The sequence below is a fragment of the Duganella radicis genome (assembly GCF_009720825.1).
Classification (GTDB): Bacteria; Pseudomonadota; Gammaproteobacteria; order Burkholderiales; family Burkholderiaceae_D; genus Rugamonas; species Rugamonas radicis.
Genome location: NZ_WNKY01000053.1, coordinates 1 through 14,035, shown reverse-complemented (window position 1 = coordinate 14,035; position 14,035 = coordinate 1). Strand labels below are relative to the sequence as shown.

At 64.3% G+C, this 14,035-nt stretch carries 15 protein-coding genes and 6 tRNA genes; 13 read left to right on the top strand and 8 right to left on the bottom strand.

What is annotated here, in order from left to right; all coding sequences use genetic code 11:
- Positions 1-74: 74 nt before the first annotated feature.
- The 10 genes from GM676_RS27460 to GM676_RS27415 all read left to right on the top strand — a co-directional run bounded on the left by GM676_RS27460 (position 75) and on the right by GM676_RS27415 (position 5,355).
- Positions 75-728, top strand: a complete 654-nt coding sequence (locus GM676_RS27460) for a hypothetical protein (RefSeq protein WP_155467453.1) — start codon at positions 75-77, stop codon at positions 726-728.
- Between the two features lie 821 nt (positions 729-1,549).
- Positions 1,550-2,665, top strand: coding sequence for an alanine racemase (locus GM676_RS27455; RefSeq protein WP_155467452.1), 1,116 nt, complete (start codon positions 1,550-1,552; stop codon positions 2,663-2,665).
- Positions 2,666-2,792: 127 nt separating this feature from the next.
- Positions 2,793-3,200 (top strand): VOC family protein, encoded by a 408-nt coding sequence (locus tag GM676_RS27450; RefSeq protein WP_155467451.1) that lies wholly within the window; start codon positions 2,793-2,795, stop codon positions 3,198-3,200.
- A 29-nt stretch (positions 3,201-3,229) separates the two neighbouring features.
- Positions 3,230-4,639, top strand: coding sequence for a glutamate--tRNA ligase (gene gltX, locus GM676_RS27445; protein WP_155467450.1), 1,410 nt, complete (start codon positions 3,230-3,232; stop codon positions 4,637-4,639).
- An 85-nt stretch (positions 4,640-4,724) separates the two neighbouring features.
- A tRNA-Ala gene (locus tag GM676_RS27440) sits at positions 4,725-4,800 on the top strand.
- Between the two features lie 32 nt (positions 4,801-4,832).
- Positions 4,833-4,908 (top strand) — tRNA-Glu (locus GM676_RS27435).
- Positions 4,909-4,950: 42 nt separating this feature from the next.
- Positions 4,951-5,026 (top strand) — tRNA-Ala (locus tag GM676_RS27430).
- A gap of 34 nt (positions 5,027-5,060) precedes the next feature.
- Positions 5,061-5,136: transfer RNA gene (locus tag GM676_RS27425), tRNA-Glu, on the top strand.
- Positions 5,137-5,170: 34 nt separating this feature from the next.
- Positions 5,171-5,246 (top strand) — tRNA-Ala (locus tag GM676_RS27420).
- A gap of 33 nt (positions 5,247-5,279) precedes the next feature.
- Positions 5,280-5,355, top strand: a tRNA-Glu gene (locus GM676_RS27415).
- A gap of 66 nt (positions 5,356-5,421) precedes the next feature.
- Here GM676_RS27415 and GM676_RS27410 read toward each other — a convergent pair.
- Entirely contained in the window at positions 5,422-6,699 is a 1,278-nt protein-coding gene (locus tag GM676_RS27410; RefSeq protein WP_155467449.1) for a permease, read from the bottom strand.
- Entirely contained in the window at positions 6,696-6,950 is a 255-nt protein-coding gene (locus tag GM676_RS27405) for a DUF2249 domain-containing protein (protein ID WP_155467448.1), read from the bottom strand. Before GM676_RS27405 ends, GM676_RS27410 begins: the two co-directional genes overlap by 4 nt.
- Positions 6,951-7,091: 141 nt before the next feature.
- Here GM676_RS27405 and ubiU point away from each other — a divergent pair, with 141 nt between their 5' ends.
- From ubiU to ubiT, 3 genes are read left to right on the top strand one after another with little or no spacing between them, the layout of a single operon-like run.
- Positions 7,092-8,111 carry a ubiquinone anaerobic biosynthesis protein UbiU gene (ubiU, locus tag GM676_RS27400; RefSeq protein WP_155467447.1) on the top strand — a complete coding sequence of 340 codons (1,020 nt, stop codon included), beginning with the start codon at positions 7,092-7,094 and terminating at the stop codon, positions 8,109-8,111.
- A gap of 14 nt (positions 8,112-8,125) precedes the next feature.
- Positions 8,126-9,016: a U32 family peptidase gene (locus GM676_RS27395; protein ID WP_155467446.1), complete on the top strand. Its 891-nt coding sequence runs from the start codon at positions 8,126-8,128 to the stop codon at positions 9,014-9,016.
- Positions 9,016-9,510 carry a ubiquinone anaerobic biosynthesis accessory factor UbiT gene (gene ubiT, locus GM676_RS27390; protein WP_155467477.1) on the top strand — a complete coding sequence of 165 codons (495 nt, stop codon included), beginning with the start codon at positions 9,016-9,018 and terminating at the stop codon, positions 9,508-9,510. The genes GM676_RS27395 and ubiT overlap by 1 nt, the downstream gene beginning before the upstream one ends.
- On the opposite strand, the gene GM676_RS27385 is transcribed toward ubiT, so the two are convergent.
- From GM676_RS27385 to GM676_RS27360, 6 genes are all read right to left on the bottom strand, one after another.
- The gene (locus GM676_RS27385) at positions 9,476-10,192 is read right to left on the bottom strand and encodes an anaerobic ribonucleoside-triphosphate reductase activating protein (protein WP_155467445.1); all 717 of its coding nucleotides are present in this window, start codon (positions 10,190-10,192) and stop codon (positions 9,476-9,478) included. The genes ubiT and GM676_RS27385 overlap by 35 nt on opposite strands.
- 1 nt (position 10,193) lies before the next feature.
- On the bottom strand, positions 10,194-10,373 hold the full coding sequence (gene nrdD / locus GM676_RS32680) for an anaerobic ribonucleoside-triphosphate reductase (RefSeq protein ID WP_155467444.1): 180 nt from the start codon (positions 10,371-10,373) through the stop codon (positions 10,194-10,196).
- Positions 10,361-12,148, bottom strand: coding sequence for a ribonucleoside triphosphate reductase (locus GM676_RS27375; RefSeq protein WP_155467443.1), 1,788 nt, complete (start codon positions 12,146-12,148; stop codon positions 10,361-10,363). Before GM676_RS27375 ends, nrdD begins: the two co-directional genes overlap by 13 nt.
- Before the next feature lie 72 nt (positions 12,149-12,220).
- Complete coding sequence (locus tag GM676_RS27370; RefSeq protein ID WP_155467442.1) at positions 12,221-12,856, bottom strand: SCO family protein; 636 nt, start codon at positions 12,854-12,856, stop codon at positions 12,221-12,223.
- Positions 12,853-13,644 (bottom strand): formylglycine-generating enzyme family protein, encoded by a 792-nt coding sequence (locus GM676_RS27365; protein ID WP_211923300.1) that lies wholly within the window; start codon positions 13,642-13,644, stop codon positions 12,853-12,855. Before GM676_RS27365 ends, GM676_RS27370 begins: the two co-directional genes overlap by 4 nt.
- Positions 13,645-13,646: 2 nt before the next feature.
- Positions 13,647-14,035: c-type cytochrome (locus GM676_RS27360; RefSeq protein ID WP_155467441.1), on the bottom strand; the 389-nt coding region annotated here is incomplete at its 5' end.

Here is a 14,035-nt window from a genome sequence, read left to right as displayed (position 1 = left end):
CAATAATTATTGTTTGATAGCATTTAAGTACTTGCTAAGCCATAATGGCCATATTGAACAAATGCGTAAGAAATATGCAAGCTCGATTCATTAAGCGTCTGCCGCTGCACGAGAAGGAAAGTTTTTTAAATGTCCGGGTGCGTCAATGTGATGCGTCGGACGCGCACAATTGGAAGCGACTTATACAACCCCATGTAGGACCTGCCCGCCCAGACGCAAAGTGGAACTGGCCGTGGCTTTTCTGGCAGGCAGGCAAGTCGGAGGCGTTATTTAAGCGCGTTCCGAGCTTGTTCTGCATCGAGATCGCCGGAAGCGGCGGTAAAGCGGTGCCTTTGGCGATGATGATGCTTTCCGAGGGATATCCAGCATTGGATGGTGGATACACGCCGTGTGTGTATATCTGGTACGCAGCCGCAGCTCCAGGTGCAGCGTTAAAGGCTCTTGGGGCGCCGCCCGATAAGCTTTCTATGATATTAGAGGCATTACTTGACACCGCGATCCAGAGGAGTTACGAGTTAGGGTATGATGGACGCGTTGGGCTACATGCAGATCCGAGTGGTGGGGAGCAGCTCTTCTCAAAGTATCGAGATAAGGCTCGAATGACTCCTTTGTTAGGGAACGCCTCGCTCACCGTTGCGCGCAAAATGAAGAGAAATGATGGCCGTTATTTCTGGACAGACCCTAAGCTTGCGCAATCGTTGTCAAACAGCTTGGACTTTTTAAGATGATGAAAAAATCAACCTCTGGCACGTTCGCACGTAGAGCTGGTGTTGGGCGCCAGGATAAAGGGCGTCCTAGTCTTGGTCCTCGAGGCAAGGATCCCGATGCTGTCCGAGCTCAAATTCTGAAGAATACACAGGCGGCCAAGCCTTCGGCGGAGGCGGATTTTGGACTAGTCTTCGTAGCGGCGCCTCAGGGGTATGTTCCTCCCAGATGGAAGGTTAGTGTTAGCATCGCTGGCGGAGCGGTTACAGGGAGGTCGCCTGATTGGCGGAGCACTGGAAAAATCCCAGCACCTGAAGGCGGCGAGGTCTACCACATCACCTATGGTGCTCCTGGACGGCGATATGGAAAGGTGGATTCTTCGCGTGGCAAGAATGCGGAGATGGGAGTTAAGGTGGTGGCAGTTGGGGATGTCGCCGACGCTGTGCACGCCATATGGGATCAACCCGCCGTGTCCTTATCGCAGTCCCACCCGAGTTCTACAGTCTTAGTGGAGTTGGGTGAGCATGCAATCGAAGGCATTGTTCCCATAGGCCTCGATATTGCTGAGCCCATTGAGCGACAGTTCAATCTCGACCTTCATGGCTTGGAAGGACAGGACACTGTGGGGCGAGAATATCCGGGAAGCGATGAACCGGCTAAATTGCCAATGTGGCCAGCTGAACTTGGACTGGGGCCATATAAAATGAAGTAATCGGGATTTTTTGATTTCTACAAAGGGAGGCGATTGCATCCCTTTTTTTCATCTGGTTTATGTACCGGCCGGTGAGAGTGACCTGCTACTCTTATGGGTAGAGTGCTCGCTGTTTATGATTTGGGAGCGGTTATGCAGGAGATTCTGGAAACGCCAGCGTTGCTGCTGGACGAAGCGCGCTTGCAGCGCAATGTGGAGCGCATGCGGGTGCGCATGGATCGGCTGGGCGTGGCGTTCCGGCCGCATGTGAAGACCAGCAAGTGCCTTGAAGTGGTCCGGCGCCAGATGGCGGCCGGGGCGCGCGGCATTACGGTCTCCACGCTGAAAGAAGCGGAAGAGTTTTTCCGCGCCGGCATCGATGACATCCTGTACGCGGTCGGTATCGTGCCGAACAAGCTGCATCATGCGCTCAGGCTGATCCGCGAGGGCTGTCGCCTGACGCTGCTGCTGGAATCGGTGGTGATGGCGGAGCAGGTGGCGCGCCATGGCGCCGAGCATGGCGTTTGCTATGAGGTGATGATTGAGATCGATACCGATGGCCATCGCTCCGGCGTCAAGCCTGACGATCCGGTGCTGCTGGATATCGCCGCCGCGCTGCAAGGCGGTGCCCGCCTCAAGGGGGTGATGACGCATGCCGGCGCTTCGTATGATTGCAATACGCCGGAGGCGCTGGCCGCGATGGCCGAGCAGGAACGCTCGCGCTGCGTGGCCGCCGCGACGCTGCTGCGCAATGGCGGCCATGCGTGCCCGGTCGTCAGCGTTGGCTCGACGCCGACGGCCTTGAGCGCCAGCCATCTGGAAGGCGTGACCGAAGTGCGTGCCGGCGTCTACGTGTTCTTTGACATGGTGATGGCCGATGTCGGCGTCTGCACCACCGACGACATCGCCATCAGTGTGCTGTGCACGGTCATTGGCCATCAGGCCGACCAAGGCTGGGTCATCACCGACGGCGGCTGGATGGCGATGAGCCGCGATCTCGGCCACGACCACCACGGCTACGGCATGGTCTGTGACAGCGACGGCCAGCCTGTGCCCGAACTGGGCTTCGGCAAGGCCAACCAGGAGCACGGCGTACTGCAATGGCGCGGCGATGCGGGCGTCGATCTCACGCAGCGCTTCCCGGTCGGCGGCAGCCTGCGCATCCTGCCCAACCACGCCTGCGCCACCGCCGCGCAGCACGGCCAATACCACGTGATCCCGCAAAACGGCGGCGACTGGCCGGTCTGGCCGCGCTTTAACGGCTGGTAAATGCGAGCAATCCGCGCAAGGTGGTGTCAAGTCACTGATCGCAAAGGGTTTTGTGTCGCTGGAAAGCGAGTTGAGGGCAGGGCGGCCGGGTCTTATTCTGATGGCTCCAACAACAGGAGTCAGACCCATGAAATTCAATCACCTCAGCTTCCCGTCCAGCGACGTGCGCGCCACCGCCAGCTTCTTTGTGCAGCACCTCGGCTGTTCGCTGGAATACATCGGCCCGGACGCCGCCGTGCTCAAGCGTGCCGGTTTCGACATCGTCATCGAAGCCAAAGACCACACTGTGGTCTGGCCGCACAACTTCCACCTCGGCTTTGAATTGCCGACGGCGGAGCAGGTAAGCCAGCTTTACCAGCATCTGCAAGCGCAGGGCGTGCCCATGAAAACCGGCTTTTTCCATCACGAGCGCGGCTCGCGTTTCTTCTGCGAGGCGCCGGGTGGCCTGCTGTTCGAAATGAACACCCGCGCCGACGCCCATGAACGCTACCGGGCCAGCTTTGAGCGCCAAGCCCTCGCCGACGCGGTAAAATAGCTGCTTTTATATCTCAGCTTTCTACTTCGATGACTAACGTACCAGCCAAGCCAGTCCGTACCCGTTTCGCACCCAGCCCGACCGGCTACCTCCACCTCGGCGGCGCCCGCACGGCGCTGTACTCGTGGGCTTTCGCCCGTCACTTCGGCGGCACCTTCGTGCTGCGCATTGAAGACACCGATCTGGAGCGTTCCACCCCGGAAGCCGTGCAAGCGATCATCGAAGGCATGGCGTGGCTGGGCCTGAACCACGACGAAGGCCCGTTCTACCAGATGAAGCGCATGGACCGCTACCGCGAAGTGGTGGCGCAGATGCTGGAGGCCGGCACCGCCTACCACTGCTACTCTTCGCCGGAAGAAGTGCAAGCCATGCGCGACCGCGCCACCGCCGCCGGTGAGAAGCCGCGCTACGACGGCACCTGGCGTCCGGAGTCGGGCAAGGTGCTGCCGGCCATCCCCGAGGGCCGCAAGCCGGTGGTCCGCTTCAAGAATCCGCTGGATGGCGAGGTGACCTGGAACGATTTCGTCAAAGGCACTATCACCATCGGCAATAAAGAGCTGGACGATCTGGTGATCGCCCGTCCGGACGGCACGCCAACCTACAACTTCTGCGTGGCCATCGACGACCTCGACATGGAAATCAGCCACGTCCTGCGCGGCGACGACCACGTCAACAACACCCCGCGCCAGATCAACATCCTGCGCGCCATCGGCGCGCCGCTGCCGGAATACGGCCACCTGCCGATGATTCTGGGTTCGGACGGCGCCAAAATGTCCAAGCGCAAGGATGCGGTCAACGTCATGCAATATCCGGCCGAGGGCTACCTGCCGGAAGCCATCCTCAACTATCTGGCGCGCCTGGGCTGGAGCCACGGCGACGACGAGGTGTTCTCGATGGAGCAGGTGTGCCAGTGGTTCGACGGCAGCCACCTGTCCAACTCGGCCGCCCAGTTCAATATCGAAAAACTGAACTGGCTGAACAACCACTATATTAAGCAGGCCGACAACGAACGCCTGGCCGGCCTGGCCAAGGCGCGCATGGAAGCCAACGGCGCCGTGTTCGACGGCGCGCCGTCGCTGCCGGTGGTGCTGGGCCTGATGAAGGAGCGCACCAACACCGTCAACGAACTGGCCGATGCCGCCATGCTGTTCTTCCGTGAACCGCAACCGGATGCCGCGCTGCTGACCCAGCACGTCACCGATGCCGTCAAGCCGGCGCTGGCCGATTTCGCCGAGCGTTGCAAAACCGTGGAGTGGAACAAGGCCGCGCTGGCCGCCATGATTAAAGAGGTGCTGGCCGCGCATGGCTTGAAGATGCCGCAGATCGCCATGCCGCTGCGTTTGTTCACCACTGGCCAGCTGCAAACGCCGGCCATCGACGCCGTGCTGGAAATCTTCGGCCGCGACACCGTTGTGGCGCGTGTGGCCAGGTTCCTCTAAATTTTTCATTGAGGCAGGGGCAAAGTTGCAAAAGGGTATTTGCATAATGCGGAGCCTCTGCTATACTCTTGTCTCTCGCGCAAACGGGGGTATAGCTCAGCTGGGAGAGCGCTTGCATGGCATGCAAGAGGTCAGCGGTTCGATCCCGCTTACCTCCACCAGTTTGCAGAGGATATAGTACGGTAGTTCCAGGGTCCCCATCGTCTAGAGGCCTAGGACATCACCCTTTCACGGTGAGTACCGGGGTTCGAATCCCCGTGGGGACGCCAGCTTCGCCAAGGCTGGTCAGTAGTAAGGCTTCTGTGCCCTGAGGGGGTATAGCTCAGCTGGGAGAGCGCTTGCATGGCATGCAAGAGGTCAGCGGTTCGATCCCGCTTACCTCCACCAACCAGCACAGGAGAGTAGTTAAGGTAGTTCCGAGGTCCCCATCGTCTAGAGGCCTAGGACATCACCCTTTCACGGTGAGTACCGGGGTTCGAATCCCCGTGGGGACGCCAGCGATGGCAATAGTAGCAACTGTTTCTACGCCCGGGGGGTATAGCTCAGCTGGGAGAGCGCTTGCATGGCATGCAAGAGGTCAGCGGTTCGATCCCGCTTACCTCCACCAATCGCGTAGAATACACGTCAGAGTAGTTCCTTGGTCCCCATCGTCTAGAGGCCTAGGACATCACCCTTTCACGGTGAGTACCGGGGTTCGAATCCCCGTGGGGACGCCAAAACAGCGAATAAATGATCAAGCCGCCATGAAGCGGCTTTTTTGTTTCCTGTCATTACTTTTTCATTTACCGTTTCATCGTGGCGCATCCCAGATTGGCGGAGAGTGCCAGGCAGGCGATGCACATGACGGTTCCGGCGATGTGGGACAGTCTGGGTTGATAACATGCACCCAATAGTAACAGCAGCCCAAGCAGGTGAAGAACATACTGCCAGACAGCCCGGTGTTGAGGGATGAACTGGCTGACGGCCGGCGGCTTGGGCGCGCCGCGCTCCCGTGCCTGTTGCAGATGATGCCAGGTCAGGAAGGGCACGATCTTGTACAGCATGCCGTTGATGACGGACAGGGCAAAGCCCGCGATCATGAGCGCGCCGATGGCCAGCGGCCGGGCGTTGTCAGCCGGGGCCGGCCACAATGCCAGCACGGATGCCGCGATCACGCTGCACATGGCGGTGCCCCAGTAGCAGGAGGTGGCGTCGCGTTGCGGCCGCTTGCGGCGGGCCAGCAGCATCAGGGTAGCGGCGGCGAAGATAGCATAGGCCAAACCGATCAGCAGCAGGCAGGCCTGGTGAAACAGGCGGCCGCCGCCCGTGAATTCCGTGGATACCGAGGCCGCCGCCATCAGGATGAACAGGGCGCCGCCCAGATGCTCGGTGAGCCAGCGCGGATAAGGTTCGGTCAGCATAAACATCGGCACGACCTGGTAGGCGAACGCGATCACCAGCAGTCCCACCCAGCCCAGCAAGCCCCACATGGCATGGGTGTCGGTGATGCGCTGCAAGGGCAGTTGCAGCCGTTCCGGCCAGGCGAACGCCGCCGCCAGCAGGCAACCCAGCGCCACCGTCAGTATCAGCGCCGTCAGTGACAGCCGGACCCCGGCCACCACCGCGCCCGCGCCCTGCGGCGGCGGCTGCCACATCGCCACCGTGCAGGCCGATAAGAACAGCAGGAACGACCCGCCCAGCAACAGCAGCGCGCCCTGGAATAACAGCGGCTGTTGCCGCCAGAAGGCCGCGCCCAGCAGCAGCGCGCCGCATGCGGTGCCGATATGCACCAGCGCACCGATCTGGCCGACGCGCGGCACCGCCATCCCCGCCACCACCGGCAGCATTTGCAGCAGCGCGCCCAACATGGTCATGCTGAGACAGCCCAATACCAGCAAATGCGTCAGCGCCAGCGTCCGCGGCGACCAGCGGCTGAGCAGCATGGTATCCCCTTGCCAGGCCAGCAGGCCCGCAGCCAGCGCCGCAAACAGCGGGGCGCTGAGGAAGAAGCGCAAGGGGATCGACCATGGCGGATTCTGTTCAAACGCCAGCGCGCGGCGCGGCGGACTGGCCGGCATCATGACGCCGGGTCCAGCCAGATCATGACTTCGTAGCGCAGGTCGGGCAGCGCGGCGGTGCGGTGGCGGTAGCCGTTGCGGGCCAGGATGTTGTACAAGGGGAAAGGCTCGCGATCGATCAGCACGCGCAGGGATTCGTCCGGCCCCAGCGTGTCGAGCGCCTCCAGGATGCGCACCATGGGTTCGGGTGGCTGCATGCCGCTCACGTCGCAGCAACGGTGATCATGGTCAGGACAGGCGGGAATAGTCGTCATGCGTTGGTCCTCATTGGTATGGAACAGATTGTCCCACTCAGCGAAGCTTGAATTCTTTGATTCATATCAAGGAATACCAGAGTGACGTGGCGCTAAAGTTCGTGCGCCCATCCGGCATACTTATTTTGGAACAGTCACTACATGAATCCCGCTACCCCGCCAGCGATCGAGCTGGTTTGCCCGGCCGGCAGCCTGCCGGCGCTGAAGTCGGCGATCGACCTGGGCGCCGATTGTGTTTATCTCGGCTTTCGCGACGCTACCAATGCCCGCAATTTCGCCGGCCTGAATTTCGACGATGCGGCCATCGCCAGCGGCATCGATTATGCGCACCGCCGCGGCCGCAAGGTGTTCCTGGCGCTGAACACCTATCCGCAGCCCGACAATGCCGCGCTGTGGCAAGGCGCCATCGACCGCGCGGCGGAAGCCGGCGTCGACGCCGTCATCATGGCCGACCCGGGCCTGATGGCCTACGCCTGCCGGCGCCATCCCGGCCTGCGCCTGCACTTGTCGGTGCAGGGCTCGGCCACCAACGCGGAGGCCATCAATTTCTACCATGAGCATTTCGGCGTGGCCCGCGCGGTTTTGCCGCGCGTGCTGTCGCTGCAGCAGGTGGAACAGGTGGTGCGGCACACACCGGTGGAAATCGAGGTGTTCGGCTTCGGCAGCCTGTGCGTGATGGTGGAGGGCCGCTGCGCGCTGTCGTCCTATGTGACCGGGGAGGCGCCCAACACGCACGGCGTGTGCTCGCCGGCCAAGGCGGTGCGCTGGCAGCAGAACCCGCGCGGCCTGGAGTCGCGCCTCAACGGCGTGATGATCGACCGCTACACGCCGCGGGAAAACGCCAGCTATCCCACGCTGTGCAAGGGGCGCTTCGAGGTCGGGGACGAGACCTATTACGCCATCGAGGAGCCGACCAGCCTGAACACGCTGGAACTGTTGCCGCGCCTGCTGGAGATGGGCGTGCGCGCGGTGAAGATCGAGGGCCGCCAGCGCAGCCCCGCCTACGTGGCGCAGGTCACGCGGGTGTGGCGCGCGGCGCTCGACGAATGCCTGGGCAATGCGGCCCGCTATTCGGTCAAGCCGGGCTGGATGGCCGAGCTGAACACACTGGCGGAGGGGCAGCAGCACACGCTGGGCGCCTACCACCGTTCCTGGAAATGAAACACGGAGAAATCATGCTGAAATTAGCCCTGGGACCTTTGCTGTACTACTGGCCCCGCGCCCACACCATGGAATTTTACGAACGCATGGCCGAGACGCCGCTGGACATCGTCTACCTCGGCGAAACGGTATGCTCGCGCCGGCATGAGCTGCGCCCAAGCGACTGGCTGGCGCTGGCCGCCATGCTGCAGGAGCGCGGCAAGGAGGTGGTGCTGTCGACGCTGACGCTGATCGAGTCCAGCGCCGATCTCGCCGCCCAGCGCCGGCTGACCGCCAACGGCCGCTTCACGGTCGAGGCCAACGACATGGGCGCGGTGCGGATGCTGTCCGGCCAGGCGCGCTTTGTGGCCGGCCCCCATCTCAACATCTACAACCCGCCGACCTTGCAGCTGATGCGTGAACAGGGGGCGGGGCGCTGGGTGATGCCGCTGGAGATGGGCCGCGCCGGCCTGCGGCACATGCAGGCCGCGCGCCCGGAAGGCATGCAGACCGAGGTGTTTGCCTATGGCCGCATGCCGCTGGCGTTTTCCGCGCGTTGCTTCACGGCCCGCAACCGCAACCTGCCCAAGGACGATTGCCGCTTCAGCTGCCTTGAGCATCCGGACGGCCTGCTGATGCGGACCCGCGAGCAACAGCAGTTCCTGGTCCTGAACGGCATCCAGAGCCAGTCCGCGCTGGTGTGCAACCTGATCGCCGAACTGCCGCAGATGCAGGAACTGGGGGTGGACGTGGTGCGCCTGAGCCCGCAGTCGGGCCACATGCCGGCGATCGCAGCCGCCTTCGACGCGGCGCGCCAGGGTAGCCAGAATCCGCGCGCGATGGCGCCGCTGCAGCCGGCCGACGCCTGCAACGGCTATTGGTACGGCCGCCCCGGGCTGGAGTACCGCAGCGGGGAGGCCGCATGATGCCGGCCGTCCCAGTCAACCAGAACCTGATCCTGCCGCCGTTGCTGGCGGCGCTGGGCCGGCGTCTGCCGGCCTATCCCGGTTCGCTGCTGTGCGTGGCCGCGCTCAACCTGGTGTTGCGCCCGCATCTGCCGGACGATGTGCGCGCCGGCCTGGAGGGACGCCATCTGCGCCTGCGCGTCACCGACGCCGGCGTCGCCTTCGACTTCCGCTGGCACGGCCAGGGCTTCGAGGCGCTGGCGCCCGGCTCCAGCAGCGGCCAGCCGGCGCTGGAGCTGGGCGCCAGCGCGCGCGACCTGCTGGCATTGGCACGGCGCGAGTCGGACCCGGACACGCTGTTCTTCTCGCGTCGCTTGTCGATGGAGGGCGATACCGAGCTGGGGCTGCTGGTCAAGAACAGCCTCGACGCGATCGAAGCGCCCTTGACCGAGCTGGGGAGGGAAGCGCTGACGCGCCTGTTCAGCGCGCTCCCACGCCGGGGCGGCGCACGCTGAAGCGGCGGAACAGGGGCGCGATCTGCGCCAGCAGGTCGGGCCCCGGATAGCCGGCGCGCGCGCCGGCGCGCAGGGTGGCGCTGTCGCAGCCGGTGGCGCGGAATTCCTGCAACACATAATGCTCCACGCCCATGGCGGCCAGGGTCTGCGCCAGTTCCAGCAACACGGCCGGCTGCAGCAAGCGCGGATGGACGGTGGTGCGGCACTCGTAATCGACGCCGCTGGCCACGATGGCGGCAACGCTGGCGCGCACCGGTTGTCCGCTGCCGCTGACGCCGGTCACGGACGGGTAGTCGTCGAACACGGTCTTGACGTCGAATCCCACCCAGTCCAGCAGCGGCAGCACTTGCCGCAGCCGGTCCGGATAGATGCAGGCGGTCTCCAGTCCGACCTTGAACCCCAGCGCGCGCACCTGTTCGATGGCGTCGCCGAGCGCGGGATCGATGGTCGGTTCGCCGCCGCAAAACACCACGGCGTCCAGCATGCCGGCGCGGTGCGCCAGCCGCGCCAGGATCTCCGGCCAGGCTATGGCGCCGCTGTCGCGCGGCTGCAGATGCGGATTGTGGCAGTAGCCGCAACGCCATGGACAGCCTTGCACGAATACCACGGCCGACAGCAGGCCGGGAAATTCGCCGGTGCTGAACGGCGTGTAGCCGCCCACCCGCAGCATGCGGCCGCCCATGTCAGCCGCGTCCCTTGGTGGCGTCAGGCTCGCGGAAGAACTTGCGCTCCTGGTACTCGCCCTGCTTGCCGATGTTGAAGGACGAGACGGGGCGGTGATAGCCCATCACGCGGGTCCAGATTTCGCAGGGCTGGCGTTCGGCGTCGTCGAGCTCGATGGTGGTTGGTTCTATTTGCAGCATGATGCTTCCTTTGCTTGTGGTTGAAGGGACTGCTTGCGGGCGATCAGTTCGGCGTCGCATTTCGGGCAGAACGCGTGGGCGCCGTTCAGGTAGCCGTGGCGCGGACAGATCGAGAAGGTCGGCGTCACGGTGATGTAGGGCAGGCCGAAGCGGCCCAGCGCGCGCCGCACCAGTGTGCGGCAGGCGTCCGCGCTGGACAGGGCTTCGGTCAGGTACAGATGCAGCACCGTGCCGCCCGTGTATTTGCGCTGCAGCTCGTCCTGCTGCTCCAACGCCTCGAACGGATCGTCTGTATAGCCGACCGGCAGTTGCGACGAGTTGGTGTAGTAGGGCGCCTGCGGCGAGCCGGCCTGGAGGATGTCCGGGTAGCGCTTGCGGTCTTCCTTGGCGAAGCGGTAGGTCGTGCCTTCGGCCGGCGTGGCTTCGAGGTTGTACATATGGCCGGTGTGCTCCTGGAATTCCAGCATGCGCGCGCGCACATGGTCCAGCAGGCGCACGGCCAGCGCGTGGCCTGGCGGAGTGGTGATGTCCTGCCCGTCCGGCGCGTAGAAGTTGCGTATCATTTCATTGATGCCGTTGACACCCAGCGTGGAGAAGTGATTGCGCAGCGTGCCCAGGTAGCGTTTCGTATAGGGGAACAGGCCGTTGTCCATGTGGTGCTGGATCACCTTGCGCTTGACCTCCAGGCTGTCGCGCCCCAGCTCCAGCAGGCGGTCCAGCGCGGCGATCAGGCCGGGCTCGTCGCCGGCGTGCAGATAGCCGAGGCGGGCGCAATTGATGGTGACCACGCCCAGCGATCCGGTCTGTTCGGCCGATCCGAACAGGCCGTTGCCGCGCTTGAGCAGCTCGCGCAGGTCCAGCTGCAGGCGGCAGCACATGGACCGTATCATGTTGGGTTGTAGTTCCGAATTGATGAAATTCTGGAAGTAGGGCAGGCCATAGCGCGCGGTCATCTCGAACAGCAGTTCGGCGTTGGGGCTGTCCCAGGCGAAGTCCCGCGTGATGTTGTAGGTGGGGATGGGGAAGGTGAAGGCGCGGCCCTTGGCGTCGCCCGCCATCATGACTTCGATGTAGGCGCGGTTGATCATGTCCATCTCGGCCTGCAGCGCGCCGTAGGTGAACGGCATTTCCTCGCCGCCGATATAGGGCACCTGCTCGCGCAGGTCTTCCGGACAGACCCAGTCGAAAGTGAGGTTGGTGAACGGCGTCTGCGTGCCCCAGCGCGACGGCACGTTGAGGTTGTAGATCAGCTCCTGCATGTACTGCTTGACTTCCTCGTAGCGCAGGCTGTCCTTGCGCACGAACGGCGCCATGTAGGTGTCGAAGGAGCTGAAGGCCTGGGCGCCAGCCCATTCATTCTGCAGCGTGCCGAGGAAGTTGACGATCTGCCCGACCGCGCTGGACATGTGGCGCGGCGGGCTGGCCTCCACCTTGCCGGGCACGCCGTTCAAGCCTTCGTTGAGCAGGGTGCGCAGCGACCAGCCGGCGCAGTAGCCAGCCAGCATGTCGAGATCGTGGATGTGCAGGTCGGCTTCGCGGTGGGCCTGGCCGATTTCCGGCGTGTAGACGTGGTGCAACCAGTAGTTGGCGATCACCTTGCCGGACACGTTGAGTATCAAGCCGCCCAGCGAGTAGCCCTGGTTGGCGTTGGCGTTGATGCGCCAGTCCTGGCGCTCCAGGTATTCGTTGACCGAGGCGGCGACGTCCACCTGGGGGCGGCGCTCTGGCGCGCCGCCGTCGCGCTTGCTGATGGTGCTGTGGTTCAGCCCTGCCATATACACTCCTTGTATCCCATATCTGGTTGTGTTGATCTGGGAAACCACTATATATGGTATGCCGAGCCCTGTTTACCGCAATCTTGCGATTTCTTGATCGGTCTTATCCTTTTGCGTTTTCAGCAGGTCGGCGATGTGCCTGAGCAGGGCGGGATCAGGGTCTGGCTGCAACTGCGTGCTGTCGGCCTGCACGGCGCCGGCGGCGTTCAGCAGGACGATGCGGGTGGTGTGGCTGATGTCGCCGTTGTCCAGCGCGCGGTAGCGGATATTGAGGGCCGAGGCTAGCGTGCGGGTGCTGGTTTCATCGTTGGCGACCGCCAGCCGGTACTGGGCGGGATCGAGGCCGTGCGAGCGTGACAGCATGGCCAGCGACTTGGGACTGTCGCGCTTGGGATCGAGGCTGACCAGCAGCACCCGCAGCGATTTGCCGTCGGGGCCGAGCGCGGCCACGGTGCGCTTCAGGGTTTCGATCACGATGGGACAGGCGGTGTGGCAATCGCCGTAGAACATGGTGAGCAGCAGCGGCTGGCCGGCCAGGTCGGCCAGTGTGAAGCGCTGGCCAGCGGCGTCGGTGAGCGGCGTGGTCAACTGGTAGAGCGTGGCGGCCGGCGCGGCCGCGGGCGCCGGCGCCGGCTGGGCGGCGATGCTGTCGATGGCGGCCGCCGGCAGGATGGCGGCGACGAGGGCGGCGATGGCGATGCGGTTCATGGTGTGGCTCCTTGATCGGTGAGGGCGGGATCGCGCGCGCAGCGGAATCCCAGGTTGGCGCCGTCCTGCCGCGCTTCCATGGCGGACAGCAGGGCGAGGCGCATCAGAATGGCGTAGTTGCGGCGGTCCGCCAGCGAGACGGCGGCGCCGCCGCAGTAGTCGAGCTGTTTCTGTTCTCCCGTGGCGCGGCTGTCGGCGTTGACGAACAGGCCGCTGTAGTCTTCCACCCATTCCCACACCAGGCCGTGCAGGTCGTGGATGCCGTAGTAGTTGGCGGCGGCAGCGGCCACGCGGCCGGGCGGGGCCTTGCCGGCGTCCGCATACCAGCGCAGGATGGCGGACAGCCAGGCGTCGTCGTCGCGGGCGTCGGGATGGGTGGCATCGGCCGCGGCGGCGAATTCCCATTCGTACCAGCGCGGCAGGCGGGCCTGCTCGCTGGCGCAGTAGGCTTGCGCGGCATACCAGCTGACGCGCACCACCGGGGCGTCGTCGGCGGCGTTCGGCCCGGTGAGATAGGTGGGCGAGACAAACAGGGGCGAGGCGCCCGCGCGGCGCCAGCCCGGCGACGCCTCCAGGAAGGCGGCGAATTCGCGGTTGGTGACGAGGCGTTCGCGCAGCAGGAACGGCGCGACCCGCGCATCGGCCGCCACCCCGTCGGCCGGCAGCACGCTGCGCAGCGCGCCGCCGGGGATGGGACGGTAGCTGGCGCTGCCGGCCGCGCAACTGCCGGCGGCGAGGACCGTCGCCAGCAGCATGGCGCAGCGTGTCGCTGGCCCGGCGGCGTCCATGGCTACTTCGCCTTGCGCATGGCGCGCACCTGCGGCGCGGTGATGGCGGGCTTGCCCTGGTTGAGCTCCACGCTGACGTAGTTGATGACCGCCGCGATATCCTCGTCGCTGAGATCCTGCGCCGGCATGACGCCGTTGTAGTGGTCGCCGTTGACGACAATCTCGCCGCTGCGCCCATGGAGCACGATGTGCGCCATTTCGTATGGACGCTCCTTGAAGAAGTCCGAGTTGGCCAGCGGCGGGAACACGCCGGGCACGCCTTCGCCGGCGGCCTGATGGCAGGCTGTGCATGCGCTGTCGAACACCGCTTTGCCGCGCGCCAGCTGCGCCTTGTCCGCCGCCACGGCCGGTGTCGCCGCCGGCGCGGGCGCGGGCGCGGCCGCGGCCGGTC